At 66.4% G+C, this 16994-nt stretch carries 12 protein-coding genes; 8 read left to right on the top strand and 4 right to left on the bottom strand.

The annotated features are described in order from the left end of the window. Positions 1-37 precede the first annotated feature (37 nt). The 3 genes from coaBC to ACIGJD_RS10605 all read left to right on the top strand — a co-directional run bounded on the left by coaBC (position 38) and on the right by ACIGJD_RS10605 (position 4763). Positions 38-1273 carry a bifunctional phosphopantothenoylcysteine decarboxylase/phosphopantothenate--cysteine ligase CoaBC gene (gene coaBC / locus ACIGJD_RS10615; protein WP_483686174.1) on the top strand — a complete coding sequence of 412 codons (1236 nt, stop codon included), beginning with the start codon at positions 38-40 and terminating at the stop codon, positions 1271-1273. A gap of 109 nt (positions 1274-1382) precedes the next feature. After that, a complete protein-coding gene (metK, locus tag ACIGJD_RS10610; protein ID WP_142133758.1) occupies positions 1383-2618 on the top strand; it encodes a methionine adenosyltransferase in 1236 nt (411 codons plus the stop codon). A 117-nt stretch (positions 2619-2735) separates the two neighbouring features. Continuing rightward, positions 2736-4763: a primosomal protein N' gene (locus ACIGJD_RS10605; RefSeq protein WP_483689470.1), complete on the top strand. Its 2028-nt coding sequence runs from the start codon at positions 2736-2738 to the stop codon at positions 4761-4763. Here the strand turns inward: ACIGJD_RS10605 and ACIGJD_RS10600 are convergent. The 4 genes from ACIGJD_RS10600 to ACIGJD_RS10585 are packed head-to-tail and all read right to left on the bottom strand — an operon-like array spanning position 4760 to position 8627. Then, positions 4760-5839, bottom strand: a complete 1080-nt coding sequence (locus ACIGJD_RS10600; RefSeq protein WP_483686173.1) for a glycosyltransferase family 4 protein — start codon at positions 5837-5839, stop codon at positions 4760-4762. The two genes, ACIGJD_RS10605 and ACIGJD_RS10600, sit on opposite strands and share 4 nt — an antisense overlap. Further along, complete coding sequence (locus ACIGJD_RS10595) at positions 5836-6765, bottom strand: alpha/beta fold hydrolase (RefSeq protein ID WP_483686172.1); 930 nt, start codon at positions 6763-6765, stop codon at positions 5836-5838. Before ACIGJD_RS10595 ends, ACIGJD_RS10600 begins: the two co-directional genes overlap by 4 nt. Before the next feature lie 7 nt (positions 6766-6772). Continuing rightward, positions 6773-7642: an aldo/keto reductase gene (locus ACIGJD_RS10590; RefSeq protein WP_483686171.1), complete on the bottom strand. Its 870-nt coding sequence runs from the start codon at positions 7640-7642 to the stop codon at positions 6773-6775. A 19-nt stretch (positions 7643-7661) separates the two neighbouring features. Next, on the bottom strand, positions 7662-8627 hold the full coding sequence (locus tag ACIGJD_RS10585; protein WP_483689469.1) for a sugar-binding transcriptional regulator: 966 nt from the start codon (positions 8625-8627) through the stop codon (positions 7662-7664). A gap of 125 nt (positions 8628-8752) precedes the next feature. Here ACIGJD_RS10585 and ACIGJD_RS10580 point away from each other — a divergent pair, with 125 nt between their 5' ends. From ACIGJD_RS10580 to ACIGJD_RS10560, 5 genes are all read left to right on the top strand, one after another. Next, the gene (locus ACIGJD_RS10580) at positions 8753-10573 is read left to right on the top strand and encodes a glycerol-3-phosphate dehydrogenase/oxidase (RefSeq protein ID WP_483686170.1); all 1821 of its coding nucleotides are present in this window, start codon (positions 8753-8755) and stop codon (positions 10571-10573) included. 91 nt (positions 10574-10664) lie between these two features. After that, the gene (locus tag ACIGJD_RS10575) at positions 10665-11414 is read left to right on the top strand and encodes an MIP/aquaporin family protein (RefSeq protein ID WP_483686169.1); all 750 of its coding nucleotides are present in this window, start codon (positions 10665-10667) and stop codon (positions 11412-11414) included. 39 nt (positions 11415-11453) lie between these two features. After that, the gene (gene glpK, locus ACIGJD_RS10570; RefSeq protein ID WP_286397201.1) at positions 11454-12968 is read left to right on the top strand and encodes a glycerol kinase GlpK; all 1515 of its coding nucleotides are present in this window, start codon (positions 11454-11456) and stop codon (positions 12966-12968) included. A gap of 389 nt (positions 12969-13357) precedes the next feature. Continuing rightward, positions 13358-15883: a leucine--tRNA ligase gene (leuS, locus tag ACIGJD_RS10565; protein WP_483686168.1), complete on the top strand. Its 2526-nt coding sequence runs from the start codon at positions 13358-13360 to the stop codon at positions 15881-15883. Between the two features lie 83 nt (positions 15884-15966). Next, a complete protein-coding gene (locus ACIGJD_RS10560) occupies positions 15967-16977 on the top strand; it encodes a DegV family protein (protein WP_483686167.1) in 1011 nt (336 codons plus the stop codon). Positions 16978-16994: the final 17 nt, after the last annotated feature.

The raw sequence follows: 16994 nt of genomic DNA, 5'->3' as shown, positions 1-16994 counted from the left end.
CCTGCCGCCAAACTGACTTGCTGTTGACGGAGGTCACGTGCGCATAGTCCTCGGAGTCGGGGGAGGGATTGCCGCCTACAAGGTGGCATCGCTCCTCCGGCTTTTTACTGAAGCCGGCCATGACGTCACCGTGATCCCCACGGAGGCGTCCACCCGCTTCATCGGAACCGCCACCTGGGAAGCGCTGTCCGGCAACCCGGTGAGCAACAGCGTTTTCGATGATGTGCACCTGGTCAACCACGTTCGGCTTGGCCACGAGGCCGACCTCGTGGTGGTGGCGCCCGCCACGGCAGACCTCCTGGCGAAAGCTGCCACGGGCCAGGCCGGCGACCTGCTCACCAACACGCTGCTGATGGCACACGGCCCCGTGCTTTTCGCCCCCGCCATGCATACAGAAATGTGGCAGCACGCCGCTACGCGCGCCAACGTCGAAACCCTGCGCTCCCGCGGCGCCGCCGTCCTAGAACCCGCCTCCGGCCGCTTGACCGGGGCAGACTCGGGTCCGGGAAGGCTGCCCGAGCCCCAGATGATCTTTGACGCAGCCATGGCACTGGTGCAGGGACGGTCCGACTACCAGCTGCCGCTTGCCGGCCGCACCGTGACCATCAGCGCCGGCGGCACCCGCGAACCGCTGGACCCCGTACGCTTCCTCGGCAACCGGTCGTCCGGCAAGCAGGGCGTGGCCCTGGCGGCCGCTGCCCGGAACGCAGGTGCCACCGTGCGGCTGCTGGCAGCCCACATGGACGTTTCGCCGCCGGCCGGCGTGGAGGTTGTCCGGGTGGAAACTGCCCTGCAACTCCGCGAGGCCGCGCTGGCTGCCGCTGCCGGGTCCGACGTCGTCATCATGTCAGCAGCCGTGGCCGACTTCCGCCCTGCGGAGGTCTCGGACACCAAGATCAAAAAGCGGGACGATACTGCTGATCCCGTCATTTCCCTGGTCCGAAACCCGGACATCCTGCAGGAGCTCGTCGAACAGCGGAACGCCGACCCATCGCAATCCGGGCAGCTCATCGTAGGATTCGCGGCGGAGACCGGGGACAGCCAGGGCGACGTCCTTGGCTATGCGGAGGCAAAACTGCAGCGGAAAGGCTGCGACCTGCTGGTGGTCAACCACGTGGGGACGGACAAAGTCTTCGGGCAGGACTCCAATTCGGTTGTCATCCTTTCGCGCTCAGGCTCCGAACCACAGGAGGCCTCGGGCTCCAAAACCGAGGTTTCGGAAGCCATCATCAGCCGCATCAGTTTCGAACTGAACCACGTTCCCTCAAACTGAACGTGTTTCGCCCATGGCCTGGGTGTTCCTGGCCACGTTCGCTTAGCACAGGGACATCTATCGACTTCTCCCTGATGGGAGTACCAACACCAACCAGTAAGGTAGTTGAGTGACTTTACCGCTGCACCTTCCCCACACCCATGGGGCCACGCCCTCCGCGCTCCGGCTCTTCACGTCCGAGTCTGTCACTGAAGGCCATCCGGACAAGATCTGCGACCAGATCAGCGACGCCATCCTCGACGCGCTGCTGTCCGCCGACCCCGAGTCCCGCGTGGCCGTGGAGACCATGGCCACCACCGGCCTGGTGCATGTGGCTGGCGAAGTCACCACGGACGCGTACGTCGAAATCCCGCAGATCGTCCGTGAAACCATCCTGGGCATCGGGTACGACTCCTCGGCCAACGGGTTCGACGGCGCCCGCTGCGGCGTGTCCGTTTCCATCGGCCAGCAGTCAAACGACATCGCCGGTGGCGTCTTCAACTCCCTCGAGGCCCGCGAGGGCCGCCAGGAGGACGACTACGACCTCCAGGGCGCCGGCGACCAGGGCCTGATGTTCGGCTACGCCAGCGACGAGACCCCGTCCTACATGCCAACCCCCATTTGGCTGGCCCACCGGCTGTCCGAACGCCTGACCGACGTCCGCAAGACGGGCCAGTTGGCTTATCTCCGCCCGGACGGCAAGACCCAGGTCACTGTGGGCTATGACAAAGACGTTCCGGTGTCCGTTGAAACTGTGGTGATTTCCAGCCAGCACGCCGAGGGCGCAAGCCTCGAGCAGCTGCGCGCAGATCTCGCCGCCGTCGTTATTGAACCTGTCCTGGCTGCCGCCAACCTGGACATCTCCCGCGCCGCCAACATCCTCAACCCTGCCGGCGAGTTCGTGATCGGCGGCCCCGTCGGCGACGCCGGCCTCACCGGCCGGAAGATCATCGTGGACACCTACGGCGGCATGGCACGCCACGGGGGCGGCGCCTTCTCCGGCAAGGACCCGTCCAAGGTTGACCGCTCCGCCGCCTATGCCATGCGCTGGGTAGCCAAGAACGTGGTGGCCGCAGGCCTGGCCAAGCGCGCCGAAATCCAGATCGCTTACGCCATCGGCCAGGCACGGCCGGTGGGTACCTACGTGGAGACCTTCGGCACCGAGACCGTGGATCCCGCCCGGATCAGCGAAGCCATTGCCGAGATCTTCGACCTTCGTCCCCGGGCCATCATCGATGCCCTGGACCTGAAACGGCCTATCTACGCCAAGACAGCCGCCCACGGCCACTTCGGCCGGGATGAGCCCGACTTCACCTGGGAGCGCCTGGACCGGGTTGACGACCTGAAGGCGTACTTCAACGCCTGATGTCAGTGCCCGGTGCTTTGCTGTGCATGTCGAACCGGTAGCTGAACGGAGGTAACTGTCGTGGTTCCTGACAGCTCCGTCCAGCCCACACTGCTGCAGGGTTTTCCTGCACGCAAAATGCCCGGCGGTGTTACCCTCGCTGGCCGGCTGCCGGTGGCACGGGTCCTGGTCGAGTCCTCCCTGCCACACCTGGACCGCCCCTTCGACTATGCCGTCCCGGAGCCGCTGGACCAGGCTGCCCAGCCTGGAACTCGGGTGAAGGTCAAGTTCAATGGCCAGGACCTCAGCGGATTCCTCCTTGAGCGGGTGGAGGAGTCCGACGCCGGACACACCCTGGTTCCCCTGGCGAAGGTGGTGTCCCCGGTCCAGGTCCTCACGCCCGCCGTCAGGGACCTTGCCACCGCCGTTGCTGCCCGGTACGCCGGTACGGTCAGCGATGTCCTTCGCCTGGCGGTGCCGCCACGGGTGGCCAAGCTGGAAAAGGACCATCCCGACTCGCTGGGTGCAGGGGAAGCGGTGCCTGCGCCCGGAGTTGCGGGAACCCCCGACGTTTCCGCCTGGGCCGCGTACCGCACCGGTGCTGCCTTCCTGCGGCACCTGGCCGGTGGAGGATCACCCCGCGCCGTCGTCAACCCCTTGCAGGGGTACGGTCCCGCGGGCTGGCCGCACCTGCTGGCCCAGGCCGCCGCTGCTGCTTACACCTCCGGCCGGGGAGCGGTGCTGGTGGTGCCCGATTACCGGGATCTGGACCGGCTGGAGGAAGCGCTCAAGGGGCTGGTCCCGGTGGAGGCGGTGGCCCGGCTCACTGCCGACGACGGCCCCACGCCCCGGTACCGCAATTTCCTCCGGCTGTTGGCCGGCACTGCGAAAATCGCCATCGGGACCAGGTCCGCCGCCTTCGCCCCTGTCCAGGACCTGGGGCTGGTGGTCTGCTGGGACGACGGCGACGACCTTCACATCGAGCAGCGCGCCCCCTACGCCCATACCCGTGAGGTCCTCCTGCTGCGGGCCGAGCAGGAAGGCACCGCCTGCCTGCTCGCAGGGCATGCCCGCAGCACCGAAGTGCAGCGGTTGGTGGACGCCGGTTGGGCCGTCCCGATCGAAACCGGGCGTGGAACCCTCCGCAGGACCGTTGCCCGCGTCGTCAGCACTGCCGACAGCTTCGAACAGGCGCGGGACCCACTGGCCACCGTCGCCCGTCTCCCGCACGCCGCGTGGCAAGCCGCCAAGGAAGGACTGGAGCGCGGCCCTGTGCTGGTACAGGTGGCCAGGGCGGGCTATGCGCCCTCGCTGGTGTGCGAAACATGCCGTGAACCGGCCCGCTGCGGCCACTGCCAAGGACCCCTGGCACTGGGTGGAACATCAGCGCTGCCGCAATGCCGCTGGTGTTCCACCCCTGCCCCCGACTGGAAGTGTTCCCACTGCGGGGGTCGGCGGCTCCGCAAAGGCGCCACCGGAGTCCTGCGCACTGCTGAGGAACTTGGCCGCGCGTTTCCCGGCACCACAGTCATCACGTCATCAGGCGATCAGGTGAAGGCCAGGGTGGGCGCGGGCAAGGCGCTGGTGGTGGCAACAGTGGGAGCCGAACCTGTGGCAGAGGGTGGGTATGCCGCCGCGTTGCTCCTTGACGGTGATTCCCTGCTGCGCCGCGAAACCCTCCGTGCCGGGGAAGACACTGTTCGGCGTTGGTTCAACGCTGCAGCCTTGGTCCGTCCCGCTCCGGACAAGGGGCTGGTGGTGGTCACGGCCTCGGACGCGGCAGCAACCGGCGCGTTGCTGCGCTGGGATCCGCAGGGTTACGCCGGGCGGGAATTGTCCCTTCGGATGGAGCTGCAGCTGCCGCCGGCTGTGCGGGTCGCTTCCGTGACGGGGCCGCGGGCCGCTGTGGAGCATTACACCGGTGCCGTGGAAGCGGACCTGGCACGCGCCGGAATAACGCTGCGCACTGCCGGCCCGGCGCCGCTGTTGTTCAGCACACCGCCCTCCGGCAGGCGCTCAGCCGAGGACGTACGGACCCTGCTGTTCTTCCCTTACGGCCAGGCTGCCGCCGTCGTCCGCGTCCTGAGGGTCACCCGGGCAGCCGTGGCAGCCAAGCGGACTATCGACCCGGTGCAGCTGCGCCTCGACGGCGTTGACGTGCTTTAGGTCCGGCGCCTTTTCGCCATGACCTCGTGGGCGGCGTCCACCAGCTGGCGTGCCGATTCGTCCCAGCTGAACTCTCGTGCCCGGGCAATGGATCGCCGTGACATGTCCTGCCAGTGCGCGTCATCCTGCAGTTGCGCCACAGCGTGGGCGAACTGCTCCGGGGACTCCGGGTCCACGTAGAGTGCAGCGTCCGCTCCCACTTCCCGGAAGATGGGAATGTCGCTGGCGATCACCGGGGTGCCCAGAGCCATGGCCTCGACCAGGGGAAGCCCATACCCCTCCGCCCTGGAGAGGCTCACCAGCGCGGTGGCGCGCCGCAGCAGTGCGTCATACTCCGCATCCGTCACTCCGTTGTGGAAGATCACGGAGGCGCCCGGCGGGATGAGGCGTTCCAGTTCGGCGCGCCGCTGGGGCGTGATGCGGCTGAGCAGGTGCAGGGTGTAGCCGGGCAGTCCGGCCATGCCCGCCACCATGGTGTCCACATTCTTGTACGGCATGAACGAGCCCATGTAGATGATCGTCCTGTCCGCACCATCGTCCGGGTTGCGGGGTTCCTGGGCCGGCTGCGGGGCGTTGGCGATGATGCGCACGGGCCGGCGCGTCAGCTGGTACTTGGCCATCAGGGCCTCGGTGGTGCGGCTGATGGTGGCCACGATATCGGCGCGGTTCAGGAGCAAACGCTGCGGCCAGAATGCCTTGTGGTACAGCCGCCAGAGCACGCGCACGGGCGCGGGCAGGAAGCCCGGGGGAGCGGGGTGCTCGTAGTAGATGAGGTCGTGCAGGGTGAGGATGAGACCGTACTTGCGGCCCCAGGTGCCCATGGTCTGCATGGGGCACACCACCACGTCCGCCCCGATGCCGTTGACCGTCCGGGCCACGAACAGCTCGCGGGGGGAGAGCGGGCTGCTGATGAGCGTGTATGGAACGTCTGGAAGGAGGGCCAGTTGCCGGACATCGGAGACCAGCATGGACACGTCGGCGATCTTCGCCGTGGCAGCAATCAGGCTTGCTCCGTAGCGGCTGATGCCGTCGTGGTGGTCGGTGCGGGTGAAACGTGCATCGATGACAATCTTCACGCGGGGTGGTCCTTCAGGAAGCTGCGGATGTAGCGGGCGGCCGGTTCCGGCGTCTCGTAGTGGATCAGGTGTCCGACGCCGGGAATCACCTTCAGCTGCCCGTCCGGCAGCAGGGCCAGGAGGCGGTGCTGGTTGGGGAGGGTGGCAATTTCGTCCTTTTCGCCGGCGATCAGCAGCACAGGAAGTTCCAGGTGCTCCGCCACCTCTGCCACATGGTTGCTGACGGACGCGGTGAAGGACTCCAGCAGGCTGTCCCGGTCCGCGAAGGAACTGAAGTAGGCGTGGTGCTGCCCGTGGATGAAGGCGCGCAGCTCCCGGTCCCGCGTCTTGGCCATGGTTTCGCTCATCACCCGCACGATCAGCGGATTACGCAACAGCGCCAGCCCGGGCTTCCGGGGGAGGCGTGCCGCCAGCCGGTAGTACAGCACGGCCAAGCGGGTCATGACGCCTTTTGGTCCCTCCAGCGCCGGGGCGGCAATGGGATTGATCAGGATCAGGGGGGTTACGGCATCCGGGTTGTTGGCTGCGAAGTGTGCCGCCACGATGGAGCCGAAGGAATGTCCCAGCAGCACCGTGTCCGGTCCCAGGCCCTGGGACGTCATGAAGTCGGTGATGAACTTCCCGTAACGCTCCACCGAGTGCGGGTCCCGGGCAAACGCCTCTGAGCTGCCAAAGCCCGGCAGGTCCGGCATGATGAGGCGCATGTCCGGGAGCTGGTCCGCGACGCGCAGGAGCCCGTGGTGGTCGCCGCGGAACCCGTGGACCACCAGGATGGTCCGGGTGTCCGGCGTCTCCTCAAGGGGCTCGTAGGTCCAGAAGGCTACCGTTCCGCCGTCGAGGGTCACGCTGGACGCGGACGTGCGGGCGGGAAGTCCGGGGCTCAGGTACGCGGGCGCGGGGGAAGTTTTCGGGTTCACGGTATCCATGCCCGGCCTAGTTGACGTTGTCCGGATGGGAGCCGGTCCGCTGCCCGCGGTCCAGTTCCCTGATGGCCACCAGGTCGCGTTCGGAAAGCTCGAAGCCGAAAACGTCCAGGTTCTCCCGGATGCGGGCTTCGGAGCTGGCCTTGGGAATGGCGATATTTCCCAGTTGCATGTGCCAGCGGAGGATCACCTGGGCGGCCGTCCTGCGGTGCTCGGCCGCACAGGCCTGGATGACGGGATCGGAAAGTACCTGGCCCCGGCCCAGCGGGCTCCAGGCTTCGGTGCGGATTCCGAGTTCAGCGTGCTTGCTGCGCAGTGCTTCCTGCTGCAGCCAAGGGTGGAGTTCTATCTGGTTGACGGCGGGGACCACCTCAGCGCTTTGCAGCAGGCGGTCCAGGTGCGCCGGCTGGAAATTGCTGACGCCAATGGCGCGGACCCTGCCCTCGCGGTAAAGCGTTTCCAAGGCCCGGTAGGTTTCGGGGAACAAGCCCCGGCGCGGGCAAGGCCAGTGGATCAAGTACATGTCCACGTAATCCAGGCCCAGGTTGACCATGGAATCGTCGAAGGCCCGCAGGGTTGCATCGTAGCCGTGGTGGTCGTTCCACACCTTCGTGGTGACGAACACGTCTTCCCGGCCAAGCGGCGGAAACAGTTCCCCCGAACCACCGCTGCCGGCTCCGGCGCCCAGTTGGGAACTGATGCCCCTGGCCACCCCGGTTTCGTTGCCGTACATGGCGGCCGTGTCGAAGTGCCGGTACCCGGCGGCGAGCGCGGTGGCCACCAGGCCTGCCGCGTCTGCTGGCGGCACCTTATAGAGCCCGAAGCCGAGCTGGTCTATCAGCACGCCGTTGTTCAGGCTGAGCCGGGGTGAGGTTCTCATGGCATCGACTCTACCCACTTCAGCTGGTCAGTCCCTCGTAATCGACCAGGCGCCGGGCTGTGGCTTCGTCAAGGATCAGATCGGTGGCCAGCCGCGCCGCCAGGGCTCCGCGGAGGCCGTTAATCTTGGACACTCCCGACACCACGCAGATCCTGCGCCGGACCTGCCGCAGCTGGGCCAGCGCAGGGCCGGTGGACCTTTCGTTCAGGACGATCCCGTCAGAGGAACCGTCGCCGCGGAAGAAGACGGTGGCCACGTCGCCCACGACGTCCGAGTTGGCGAGCGCGTTCAAGTCGTCCTCATCCAGGTAGCCGCCAGCGTAGACGTGGCTGGGATAGTCGGCGTGGACGGAACCAATGCCAAAAATGGCGATGCTCATCTTGGCCTGCAGTTCCAGGACGCGCCGCACACTGCGTTCATTCCACATTGCGGTCTTGGTGGCGGCATGGTCAAAGAACGCCGGCACGGGGAACTGCTCCACCCGTGCCCCGTACGCGCTGCCAAACCTGCGCATGATGTCGCTTGCATAGGTGATGCCGGTCGTGTGCATGTTGCCGGCGCCGTTGAGCTGGACGATGACGCTGTCATGCGTGATCTTCCTGGTGAGGTGCCTGCTCACCGCACTGAGGGTGGATCCCCAGGCCACCCCAATGATGGCGTTGGAGTCGACCACGGGCCCGATGGTCCGCGCCGCCTGCATGGCCACCCGGTCCAGGGTCTCCGCCTCATTGAGCGTCCCGAGGATCGGAACGACATGGACGTCCAGGTTGTACCGGCGCCGGATCATCCCCTCCAGTTCGGGCCCGGTATCCAGGGGGTTGCGGATCTGGATCTGCACCAGGCCCGACTCCCTGGCGGAGGACAGGAGGCGGGAAACCGTGGACCGGGACGTGCGCAGTTCACGTGCTATCGCGTCCATCGTCAGATCCTGCAGATAATACATTTGTGCAGCTCGGAGGGCATCCTGGTCCCGTGAAAGTGCCATCTCAGTTCCGTTCTGCACGTTTGTGCATAGTCCTTGACTCCATTTTCCATTTCTCCAAACAATAGAGCAGAACGGCGGCGCCACCCAGCGGTGTCCGCATCACACAAAGCCCCAAGGGAGTAGTTTTGGGACCCAAGGATTCATCTGTTCAACCCACTGTCAGCGCGCCCCTTCCGGGAGCCGAACGCCCCTCGGTCCACAGCCTGCGCCGCCGTCCGCACGCGAAGGTACTGGTGGTGGGAGGTGGCATCAACGGAGTCGGCACCTTCCGTGACCTGGCACTGCAGGGCGTGGATGTCGCACTGGTGGAGCGCGGCGACTACTGCCAGGGTGCAAGCGGCGCGTCCTCGCACATGATCCACGGCGGCATCCGGTATCTCGAAAATGGTGAATTCCGCCTGGTCCGGGAGTCCGTGGTGGAACGCAACCGCCTGCTGAAAATTGCTCCGCACTACGTCAAGCCTTTGCAGACAACAATCCCCATCTTCAGCACCTTCTCCGGGATCCTGTCCGCACCGCTGCGCTTCCTGACGCACAAGCAGCAAGGCAAGCCCCAGGAACGCGGCGCGTTCCTCATCAAGGCCGGCCTCAGCCTCTACGATTCGTTTTCCCGTGACGGCGGGACCGTTCCCCGGCACCAGTTCCGCACCCATAAAGCGGCACTCCAGGAGCTGCCGGCCCTCCGGCCCGACGTCAAATACACGGCCACCTACTTCGATGCCTCCGTCCACAACCCCGAGCGGCTGACCCTCGACGTCCTGCAGGACGGCGAAAAGGCCGGCCGTGCCGCCAATGGCCAGGCTGCCGCCCAGGGGAACACAGCCCGCGCCAGCAACTACCTCTCGCTGCAGTCCATGTCATCGGCACCCAACCCCGGAACCGGCCGGGGAAGCACCGTCCGACTCCGCGACGAGCTCACCGGGGAAGAGTTCGACTTCACAGCCGACATCATCGTCAATACCACCGGAGCATGGGTGGACCTCACCAACGAGTCGATGGGCGCGGCATCGTCCTTCATGGGCGGCACCAAGGGCTCGCACATCGTACTTGACCATCCCGGCCTCCTTGCCGCCTGCCGCGGACGCGAGATCTTCTTCGAGCACACCGACGGCCGGATCGTCCTGATCTACCCCATGGGCGACCGCGTACTGGTGGGCACCACCGACGTCGATGCGGACATGACGGAGGACGCCATCTGCACGGATGAGGAGATCCAGTACTTCTTCGATCTCATCAGCCACGTCTTCCCCTCGATTGACGTGACGCCCGACGACATCGTCTACACCTTCTCCGGGGTGCGCCCCCTGCCAAGCCACGACGCCACCCAGCCCGGCTTCGTCTCCCGCGACTACCGCATCGAACGGCGCGCCTCCGGCACCAACGGAAGCGGCGCCGTCGTCCTAAGCCTGGTGGGTGGCAAGTGGACCACCTTCCGTGCCCTCGCCGAACACCTGACCAACGAGGTCCTCGGCGAACTCGGCATACAGCGCAAGGTGTCGACCGCGCAGCTCCCCATCGGCGGCGGCGCCGGCTTCCCGGCCGATGACGCCGGTGTGCAGAAATGGATCAAGGCACATATGGGCGCCGGCCGCGACGCAGACCGCACGGCCGGGCTGCTGACCCGCTACGGAACGCGGGCCGAAGCCGTGATCGCGTACCTCGACGCGGAACCCGACCAGCCACTGCGTTCCACCCGCGAATTGAGCGTCCGTGAACTGGAGTTCATGGCGGCAAACGAACAGGTGGGGCACCTGGTGGATGTCTTCATCCGGCGAACCTCCCTGGCCTTCCGGGGGCTGGTCACCGGAGAACTTCTCAACGAAGTGGCGGAGGTGCTGGCCGTCCCGCTCAAGTGGGACGCTGCAACCCGCGCCGCTGAGATCAAGCACGCCCAGGACGTGCTGCAGCGTTTCCACCGCGTGGAAATGCACAGCCTGGTCGCCTAAGGCCGGGCAGCCGGCCGGGGCGTGCCAGCGTCCCGGCCCAACGGTCCTTCACCCGCGGAGGGCCGACAACTAAACAAAGAAGGAGTCAAAGATGTCTCTAGGAATAGTCTTCCTCTCCGAAGTCTTTGGCACGGGCATGCTGACCCTGTTGGGTTGCGGCGTCGTTGCCAACGTGGCTTTGCGGGGGACAAAGGGCAACAACGGCGGTTTCCTGATGGTCACCTGGGGGTGGGGAATCGCCGTCTTCGCGGGTGTCTTCGTCGCCGCGAAGTCGGGCGCGCACCTGAACCCCGCCGTTACGCTCGGCCTGCTGCTCAATGGCAAGGCTGAATATGCTCCCGGCGTCCCCGTGGATTTCGCCTCCACGCTCACCTACTTCGGTGGCGAGATGGTGGGTGCCTTCCTCGGCGCGGTGGTCTGCTGGCTGGCGTACAAGCAGCACTTTGATGACGAGCCCGAGCCCGCCGGCAAGCTCGGCGTCTTCTCCACCGGGCCCGCCATCCGCACCAGCAGCTGGAACCTGATCACCGAGATCATCGGCACCTTCGTGCTGGTGTTCGTGATCCTCGCCTTTGGCGGCACCCCCTCCGGCCTTGGCCCGCTCGCCGTCGCCCTGCTGGTGGTCGGCATCGGTGTTTCCCTCGGCGGCCCCACCGGCTACGCCATCAACCCTGCCCGTGACCTTGGCCCCCGCATCGCCCACGCGGTACTTCCCATCCATGGCAAGGGTTCCAGCGACTGGGCGTACTCCTGGATCCCGGTCGTCGGACCGCTGATCGGCGGCGCGCTCGGCGGCCTGGTGGCCCGCATCGTTCCCATCATCGTCACGGCAGCTGCCTGACCCGTACCCATTCCAATCAACAAAGACAAGGACGTCATCATGAACCAGTACGTAATCGCCATCGACCAGGGAACCACCAGCACGCGCGCCATCATTTTCGACCACAGCGGCGCCATTGTCTCCAGCGGACAGATGGAACACGAGCAGATCTTCCCGCAGGCCGGCTGGGTGGAACATGACGCCACGGAAATCTGGAACAACACCCGTGAGGTCATTGGCTCGGCCCTTTCGAAGGCGAACCTGACGCGGCACGATATTGCCGCCGTCGGCATCACCAACCAGCGGGAGACCGCCGTGGTGTGGGACAAGACAACGGGCAAGCCCGTGTACAACGCCATCGTGTGGCAGGACACCCGCACCCAGGACATCGTGGACCAGCTCGCCAAGGACGGAGGGGCAGACCGCTTCAAACAAAAAGTGGGCCTGCCCCTGGCCACCTACTTCTCCGGCACCAAGATCAAATGGATCCTGGACAACGTTGACGGCGCCAGGGAGAAGGCCGAGGCCGGGGACCTGGTCTTCGGCAACACCGACGCATGGGTCCTCTGGAACCTGACCGGCGGTGTTGACGGCGGCGTCCACGTCACAGACGTCACCAACGCCTCCCGCACCCTGTTCATGGACCTCGAAACCCTGCAGTGGGACGACGAGATCCTGGGCATCTTCGGCGTACCGCGCAGCATGATGCCGGAAATCAAGTCCTCCTCCGAGGTGTACGGCACCGTCCACAGCTCACAGCTGCTCCGCGAGACGCCGGTGGCGGGCATCCTGGGCGACCAGCAGGCCGCGACGTTCGGCCAGGCCGCCTTCGATACCGGTGAAGCGAAGAACACCTATGGCACGGGCTGCTTCCTGATCTTCAACACGGGCGAGGAAATCGTCCATTCGAAGAACGGGCTGCTCACCACCGTGGGTTACAAGCTGGGCGACGCAAAACCGCATTATGCCCTCGAAGGGTCCATCGCGGTTACCGGCTCCCTGGTGCAGTGGCTGCGCGACAACCTGGGCATGATCAGCAGCGCCCCTGAAGTGGAAACGCTCGCTGCGTCGGTCAAGGACAACGGCGGCGTCTACATCGTCCCGGCCTTCTCCGGCCTGTTCGCTCCGTACTGGCGCTCCGACGCCCGCGGCGCGATCGTCGGCCTCACCCGGTTCGTCAACAAGAACCACATCGCCCGCGCCGCCCTGGAAGCCACCGCGTTCCAGACCCGCGAGGTGCTGGATGCGGTCAACGCGGACTCCGGCGTGCCGCTGAGCGAACTGAAGGTCGACGGCGGCATGGTGGCCAACGACGCCCTGATGCAGTTCCAGGCGGACATCCTTGGCGTCCCGGTGATCCGCCCGAAGGTCATCGAGACCACGGCCCTGGGCGCTGCCTACGCGGCAGGCCTGGCCGTCGGGTTCTGGAAGGACCTGGGCGAGTGCTCCGCCAACTGGTCAGAGGACAAGCGCTGGGAACCGCAGATGGACCAGGCCGAGCAGGAACGCCAGATGCGGCTCTGGAAGAAGGCGGTCACCAAGTCCATGGATTGGGTCGACGAGGACGTTCGCTAGATCCAACTTAGGTTGAGGAAGGCGGCCCCTGCCCCGCCCGTCCCCTGCTGCTCCCTCCGCTCGCAAGCTCGCGGTGGGGCCCTCGCAGCAGGGGGCCCATCGCGGTGCCCACCACACCCGGGCGAGGGGCCGCCTTCCTCAACCTTTCCGCGGCCTCCCAAACGCGCGGCGCCTGTTTCCATGTAGTGGTGGACAGGCGGTAAGGTGAAGGTATGCGTGCGATCCTTCTGCTTACGTAGCCGCCGGCTTCCGATTATCGGATAGCTGAGCGGCAGCCCCTCCCTTCGTGAGGGGCTTTTGTGTGTCCGGGGCTTTGCGCCGGGCCGGCAGCAGGGGGATCAGGCCGTTATGGCAGCACAGATGCCGTAACAGAACAGAAGAGGGCAGCAGTGGGCGTTCAGCCGGAGACAGAGACCGGAACAGCAACAACAGTATCGGCGGAGCCTGAAGAGGGCACCTACAGTTTCACCGCCATGGAGGCCAAGTGGCCGCAGGTTTGGGAAGACCTCAAAGTCTTCACCCCGGTGGACGACGGGTCCCGCGAGCGCCGCTACGTGCTGGACATGTTCCCGTACCCGTCGGGTGACCTGCACATGGGCCACGCCGAAGCGTTCGCCATGGGCGACGTGGTGGCCCGCTACCTGCGCCAGCAGGGCTTCGACGTGCTGCACCCCATCGGCTGGGATTCCTTCGGCCTGCCCGCGGAAAACGCCGCCATCAAGCGCAACGCCCACCCCAGCGAGTGGACCTACGCCAACATCGACACCCAGGCGGCGTCCTTCAAGCGGTATGCCATCTCCGCCGACTGGTCGCGCCGCCTGCACACCTCCGATCCCGAGTACTACCGCTGGACCCAGTGGCTCTTCAAGCGCTTCTACGAGCGCGGCCTGGCTTACCGCAAGAACTCCCCGGTGAACTGGTGCCCCAAGGACCAGACCGTACTGGCCAACGAGCAGGTTGTTAACGGTGCCTGCGAGCGCTGCGGCACCACCGTCACCAAGAAGTCGCTGAACCAGTGGTACTTCAAGATCACCGATTACGCCGACCGCCTGCTGGACGATATGGAAGAGCTGCGCGGCCACTGGCCTGAGCGCGTCCTGGCCATGCAGAAGAACTGGATCGGGCGCTCCGAGGGTGCGCACGTGAACTTCGTGATCGAGGCCGACGGCGGCAAGCCCGCCAAGGAGGTGACGGTCTTCACCACCCGCCCGGACACCCTGTACGGGGCAACGTTCTTCGTAGTGGCAGCCGATGCGCCGCTCGCCGTCGAGCTCGTCACCGAAGAACACGCCGGCGCATTGGACGAATACCGCGAACGGGTCAAGGCCCTCTCGGAGATCGAACGCCAGTCCACCGAGCGCGAAAAGACGGGCGTCTTCACCGGCCGCTACGCGATCAATCCGCTGAACGGCGAGAAGCTGCCCGTCTGGGCCGCGGACTACGTCCTGGCGGACTACGGCACGGGAGCCATCATGGCCGTCCCTGCCCACGACCAGCGCGACCTTGACTTCGCACGCGCGTTCGACCTGCCCGTCCGCGCCGTCCTGGACACCGGCGAAGAGGACCCCGCAGTCTCCGGAACCGCCACCGCGGGGGAGGGCACCCTGGTCAACTCCGGCGAGCTCAACGGCCTGCCCAAGGCCGAGGCCATCCCCGCCGCCATTGCCATGCTGGAGCAGCAGGGGACGGGCGAGAAGTTCGTGAACTTCCGGCTCCGCGACTGGCTGCTGAGCCGCCAGCGTTTCTGGGGTACGCCCATCCCCATCATCCACTGCCCGTCCTGCGGTGAGGTTCCGGTGCCTGATGAACAGCTGCCGGTCACCCTCCCCGCGGACCTCCGCGGTGAGGACCTGGCGCCCAAGGGCACGTCGCCGCTGGCCGCCGCCGAGTCCTGGGTCAACGTGGAATGCCCCACCTGCCATGGCCCCGCCAAGCGGGACACCGACACCATGGACACGTTCGTGGACTCCTCCTGGTACTTCCTGCGGTTCGTCTCGCCGCACTACACCGAGGGCCCCTTCGATCCGGAGAAGATCAACGACTGGATGCCCGTAGGCCAGTACGTGGGCGGCGTGGAGCACGCCATCCTCCACTTGCTGTACGCGCGGTTCTTCACCAAGGTCATCCACGACCTTGGCATGATCGACGCGGACGAACCCTTCAGCGCCCTCCTCAACCAGGGACAGGTGCTCAACGGCGGCAAAGCCATGAGCAAGTCGCTGGGCAACGGTGTTGACCTCGGCGAACAGCTGGACAAGTACGGCGTGGACGCTGTGCGCCTGACGATGGTCTTCGCATCCCCGCCCGAAGACGACGTGGACTGGGCCGACGTTTCGCCGTCAGGCTCCGCCAAGTTCCTGGCCCGGGCGTGGCGCCTGGCCCAGGACGTCACCAGCGGGCCCGGAGTGGATTTCGCCACGGGCGACCGCACACTGCGCTCGGTCACGCACCGCACCATCGCCGATGCCGCCGAACTTCTGGACGCCAACAAGTTCAACGTGGTGGTGGCGAAGCTGATGGAACTGGTCAATGCCACCCGCAAGGCGATTGACTCCGGTGCAGGCGCAGCTGATCCCGCAGTCCGCGAAGCCGCCGAGGCGGTCGCCGTGATCCTCAGCCTTTTCGCGCCGTACACGGCCGAGGACATGTGGAACCTGCTGGGCCACCCCGCCTCCGTTGCCAATGCCGGCTGGCCCGCGCATGACCCAGCGCTCCTGGTCCAGGAGACCGTCACCGCTGTCGTCCAGGTGCAGGGCAAGGTTCGTGACCGGCTGGAGGTTTCCCCGGGAGTTTCCGAGGACCAGCTGCGCGAGCTTGCCCTGGCCTCGGAGAACGTCCAGCGTGCCCTCGATGGCCGGGGCATCCGGACAGTGATCGTCCGTGCCCCTAAGCTGGTGAACATCGTCCCGGCCTAGCCGCATCCGCAGCATGGACCGGTCGCTGGGAGTTTTCCGGCGGCCGGTCCTGGCTGAGCCGGTCACCGTCTCCAGGAGGCCCTTTGCCTGACAGTAACTCCACGGCCTGGCCATGGGTTCGTGCACGGCTTTCCGGCCTCCGTCCCGCGCCCCGGCCGGGCACCGGACGTGGCGGAGGCGCTGTGGTGCGCACCGCCGTCGTCACCGATTCGGCTGCCGCCCTCCCAGCGGACTATTCACGCGGGCTTCCACGCGATGGAATCCTGACGGTGACGCCCATGCCGGTGATGGTGGGGGCGGAAATTTACGGCGAGGGTGAAGACGACATCCTGGAGACCATCGCCGTGGCGTTGGCCGCGGGGACACCGGTCAAAACATCCCGGCCATCACCGGGCCAATTTGAGCAGGCCTACCGCGCTGCGGAGCTTCGTGGCTTCGAAGCGGTCGTGTCAGTCCATATCTCGGGAGAGCTTTCGGGCACCGCCGATTCCGCCCGGCTTGCTGCAGCCCGGGTGGGAATCCCCGTGGATGTCGTCGATACGCGGACCGTCGGGATGGCGCAGGGGATGGCGGTTCAAGCAGCCGTCCAAGCCGCGGCCGCTGGTGCGGACCCGGCGGCGGTGGCCGCGGCGGCGGCTTCCCAGGCGGAACGCACCAAGGTCTTTTTCTACGTACCCAGCCTGGAACAATTGCGGCGCGGCGGGCGGATCGGAGCCGCAGCGTCGCTTCTGGGAACCATGCTTGCCATCAAACCCATCCTGGCCGTCCACGGCGGCAGGATCGTTCCGCTCGAAAAGGTGCGTTCTGCCGGCAGGGCCGTGGCGCGCCTTGAGGAAATCGTGGTGGCCGAGGCGGCGCCCCGTCCGGGTGAGTCCGTGTGCCTTGCCGTCCATCATTTCGGCAACCCGGAGGAGGCTGAAAGCCTGGCAGCCAGGCTGGAAGCGGCTCTGCCGGATTGTCCCCCAGCGCAGATCAGCTCCCTGCCCGCGGTCCTGGCCGCCCACGCCGGGCTGGGTGTCCTCGCGGTCATCGTGGGCAGGCTGGAAGCCGACGGGCGGCCGGGAAATGACGGGCCCGCGGGCCACCATAGGTGAGGGAGCAGTTCAAGGCA

The sequence above is a fragment of the Arthrobacter sp. E1SS-5 genome (assembly GCF_057073715.1).
Note: the sequence above shows the minus strand (reverse complement) of the source record. Positions and strands in the feature narration are given on the sequence as shown.

Bases quoted from the DNA above. Each gene is read 5' to 3' on its own strand.
- ACIGJD_RS10595 (WP_483686172.1), bottom strand. From the start codon at position 6,765: ATGGATACCGTGAACCCGAAAACTTCCCCCGCGCCCGCGTACCTGAGC.
- ACIGJD_RS10575 (WP_483686169.1), top strand. From the start codon at position 10,665: ATGTCTCTAGGAATAGTCTTCCTCTCCGAAGTCTTTGGCACGGGCATG.
- glpK (WP_286397201.1), top strand. From the start codon at position 11,454: ATGAACCAGTACGTAATCGCCATCGACCAGGGAACCACCAGCACGCGC.
- ACIGJD_RS10585 (WP_483689469.1), bottom strand. From the start codon at position 8,627: ATGGCACTTTCACGGGACCAGGATGCCCTCCGAGCTGCACAAATGTAT.
- ACIGJD_RS10605 (WP_483689470.1), top strand. From the start codon at position 2,736: ATGCCCGGCGGTGTTACCCTCGCTGGCCGGCTGCCGGTGGCACGGGTC.
- ACIGJD_RS10590 (WP_483686171.1), bottom strand. From the start codon at position 7,642: ATGAGAACCTCACCCCGGCTCAGCCTGAACAACGGCGTGCTGATAGAC.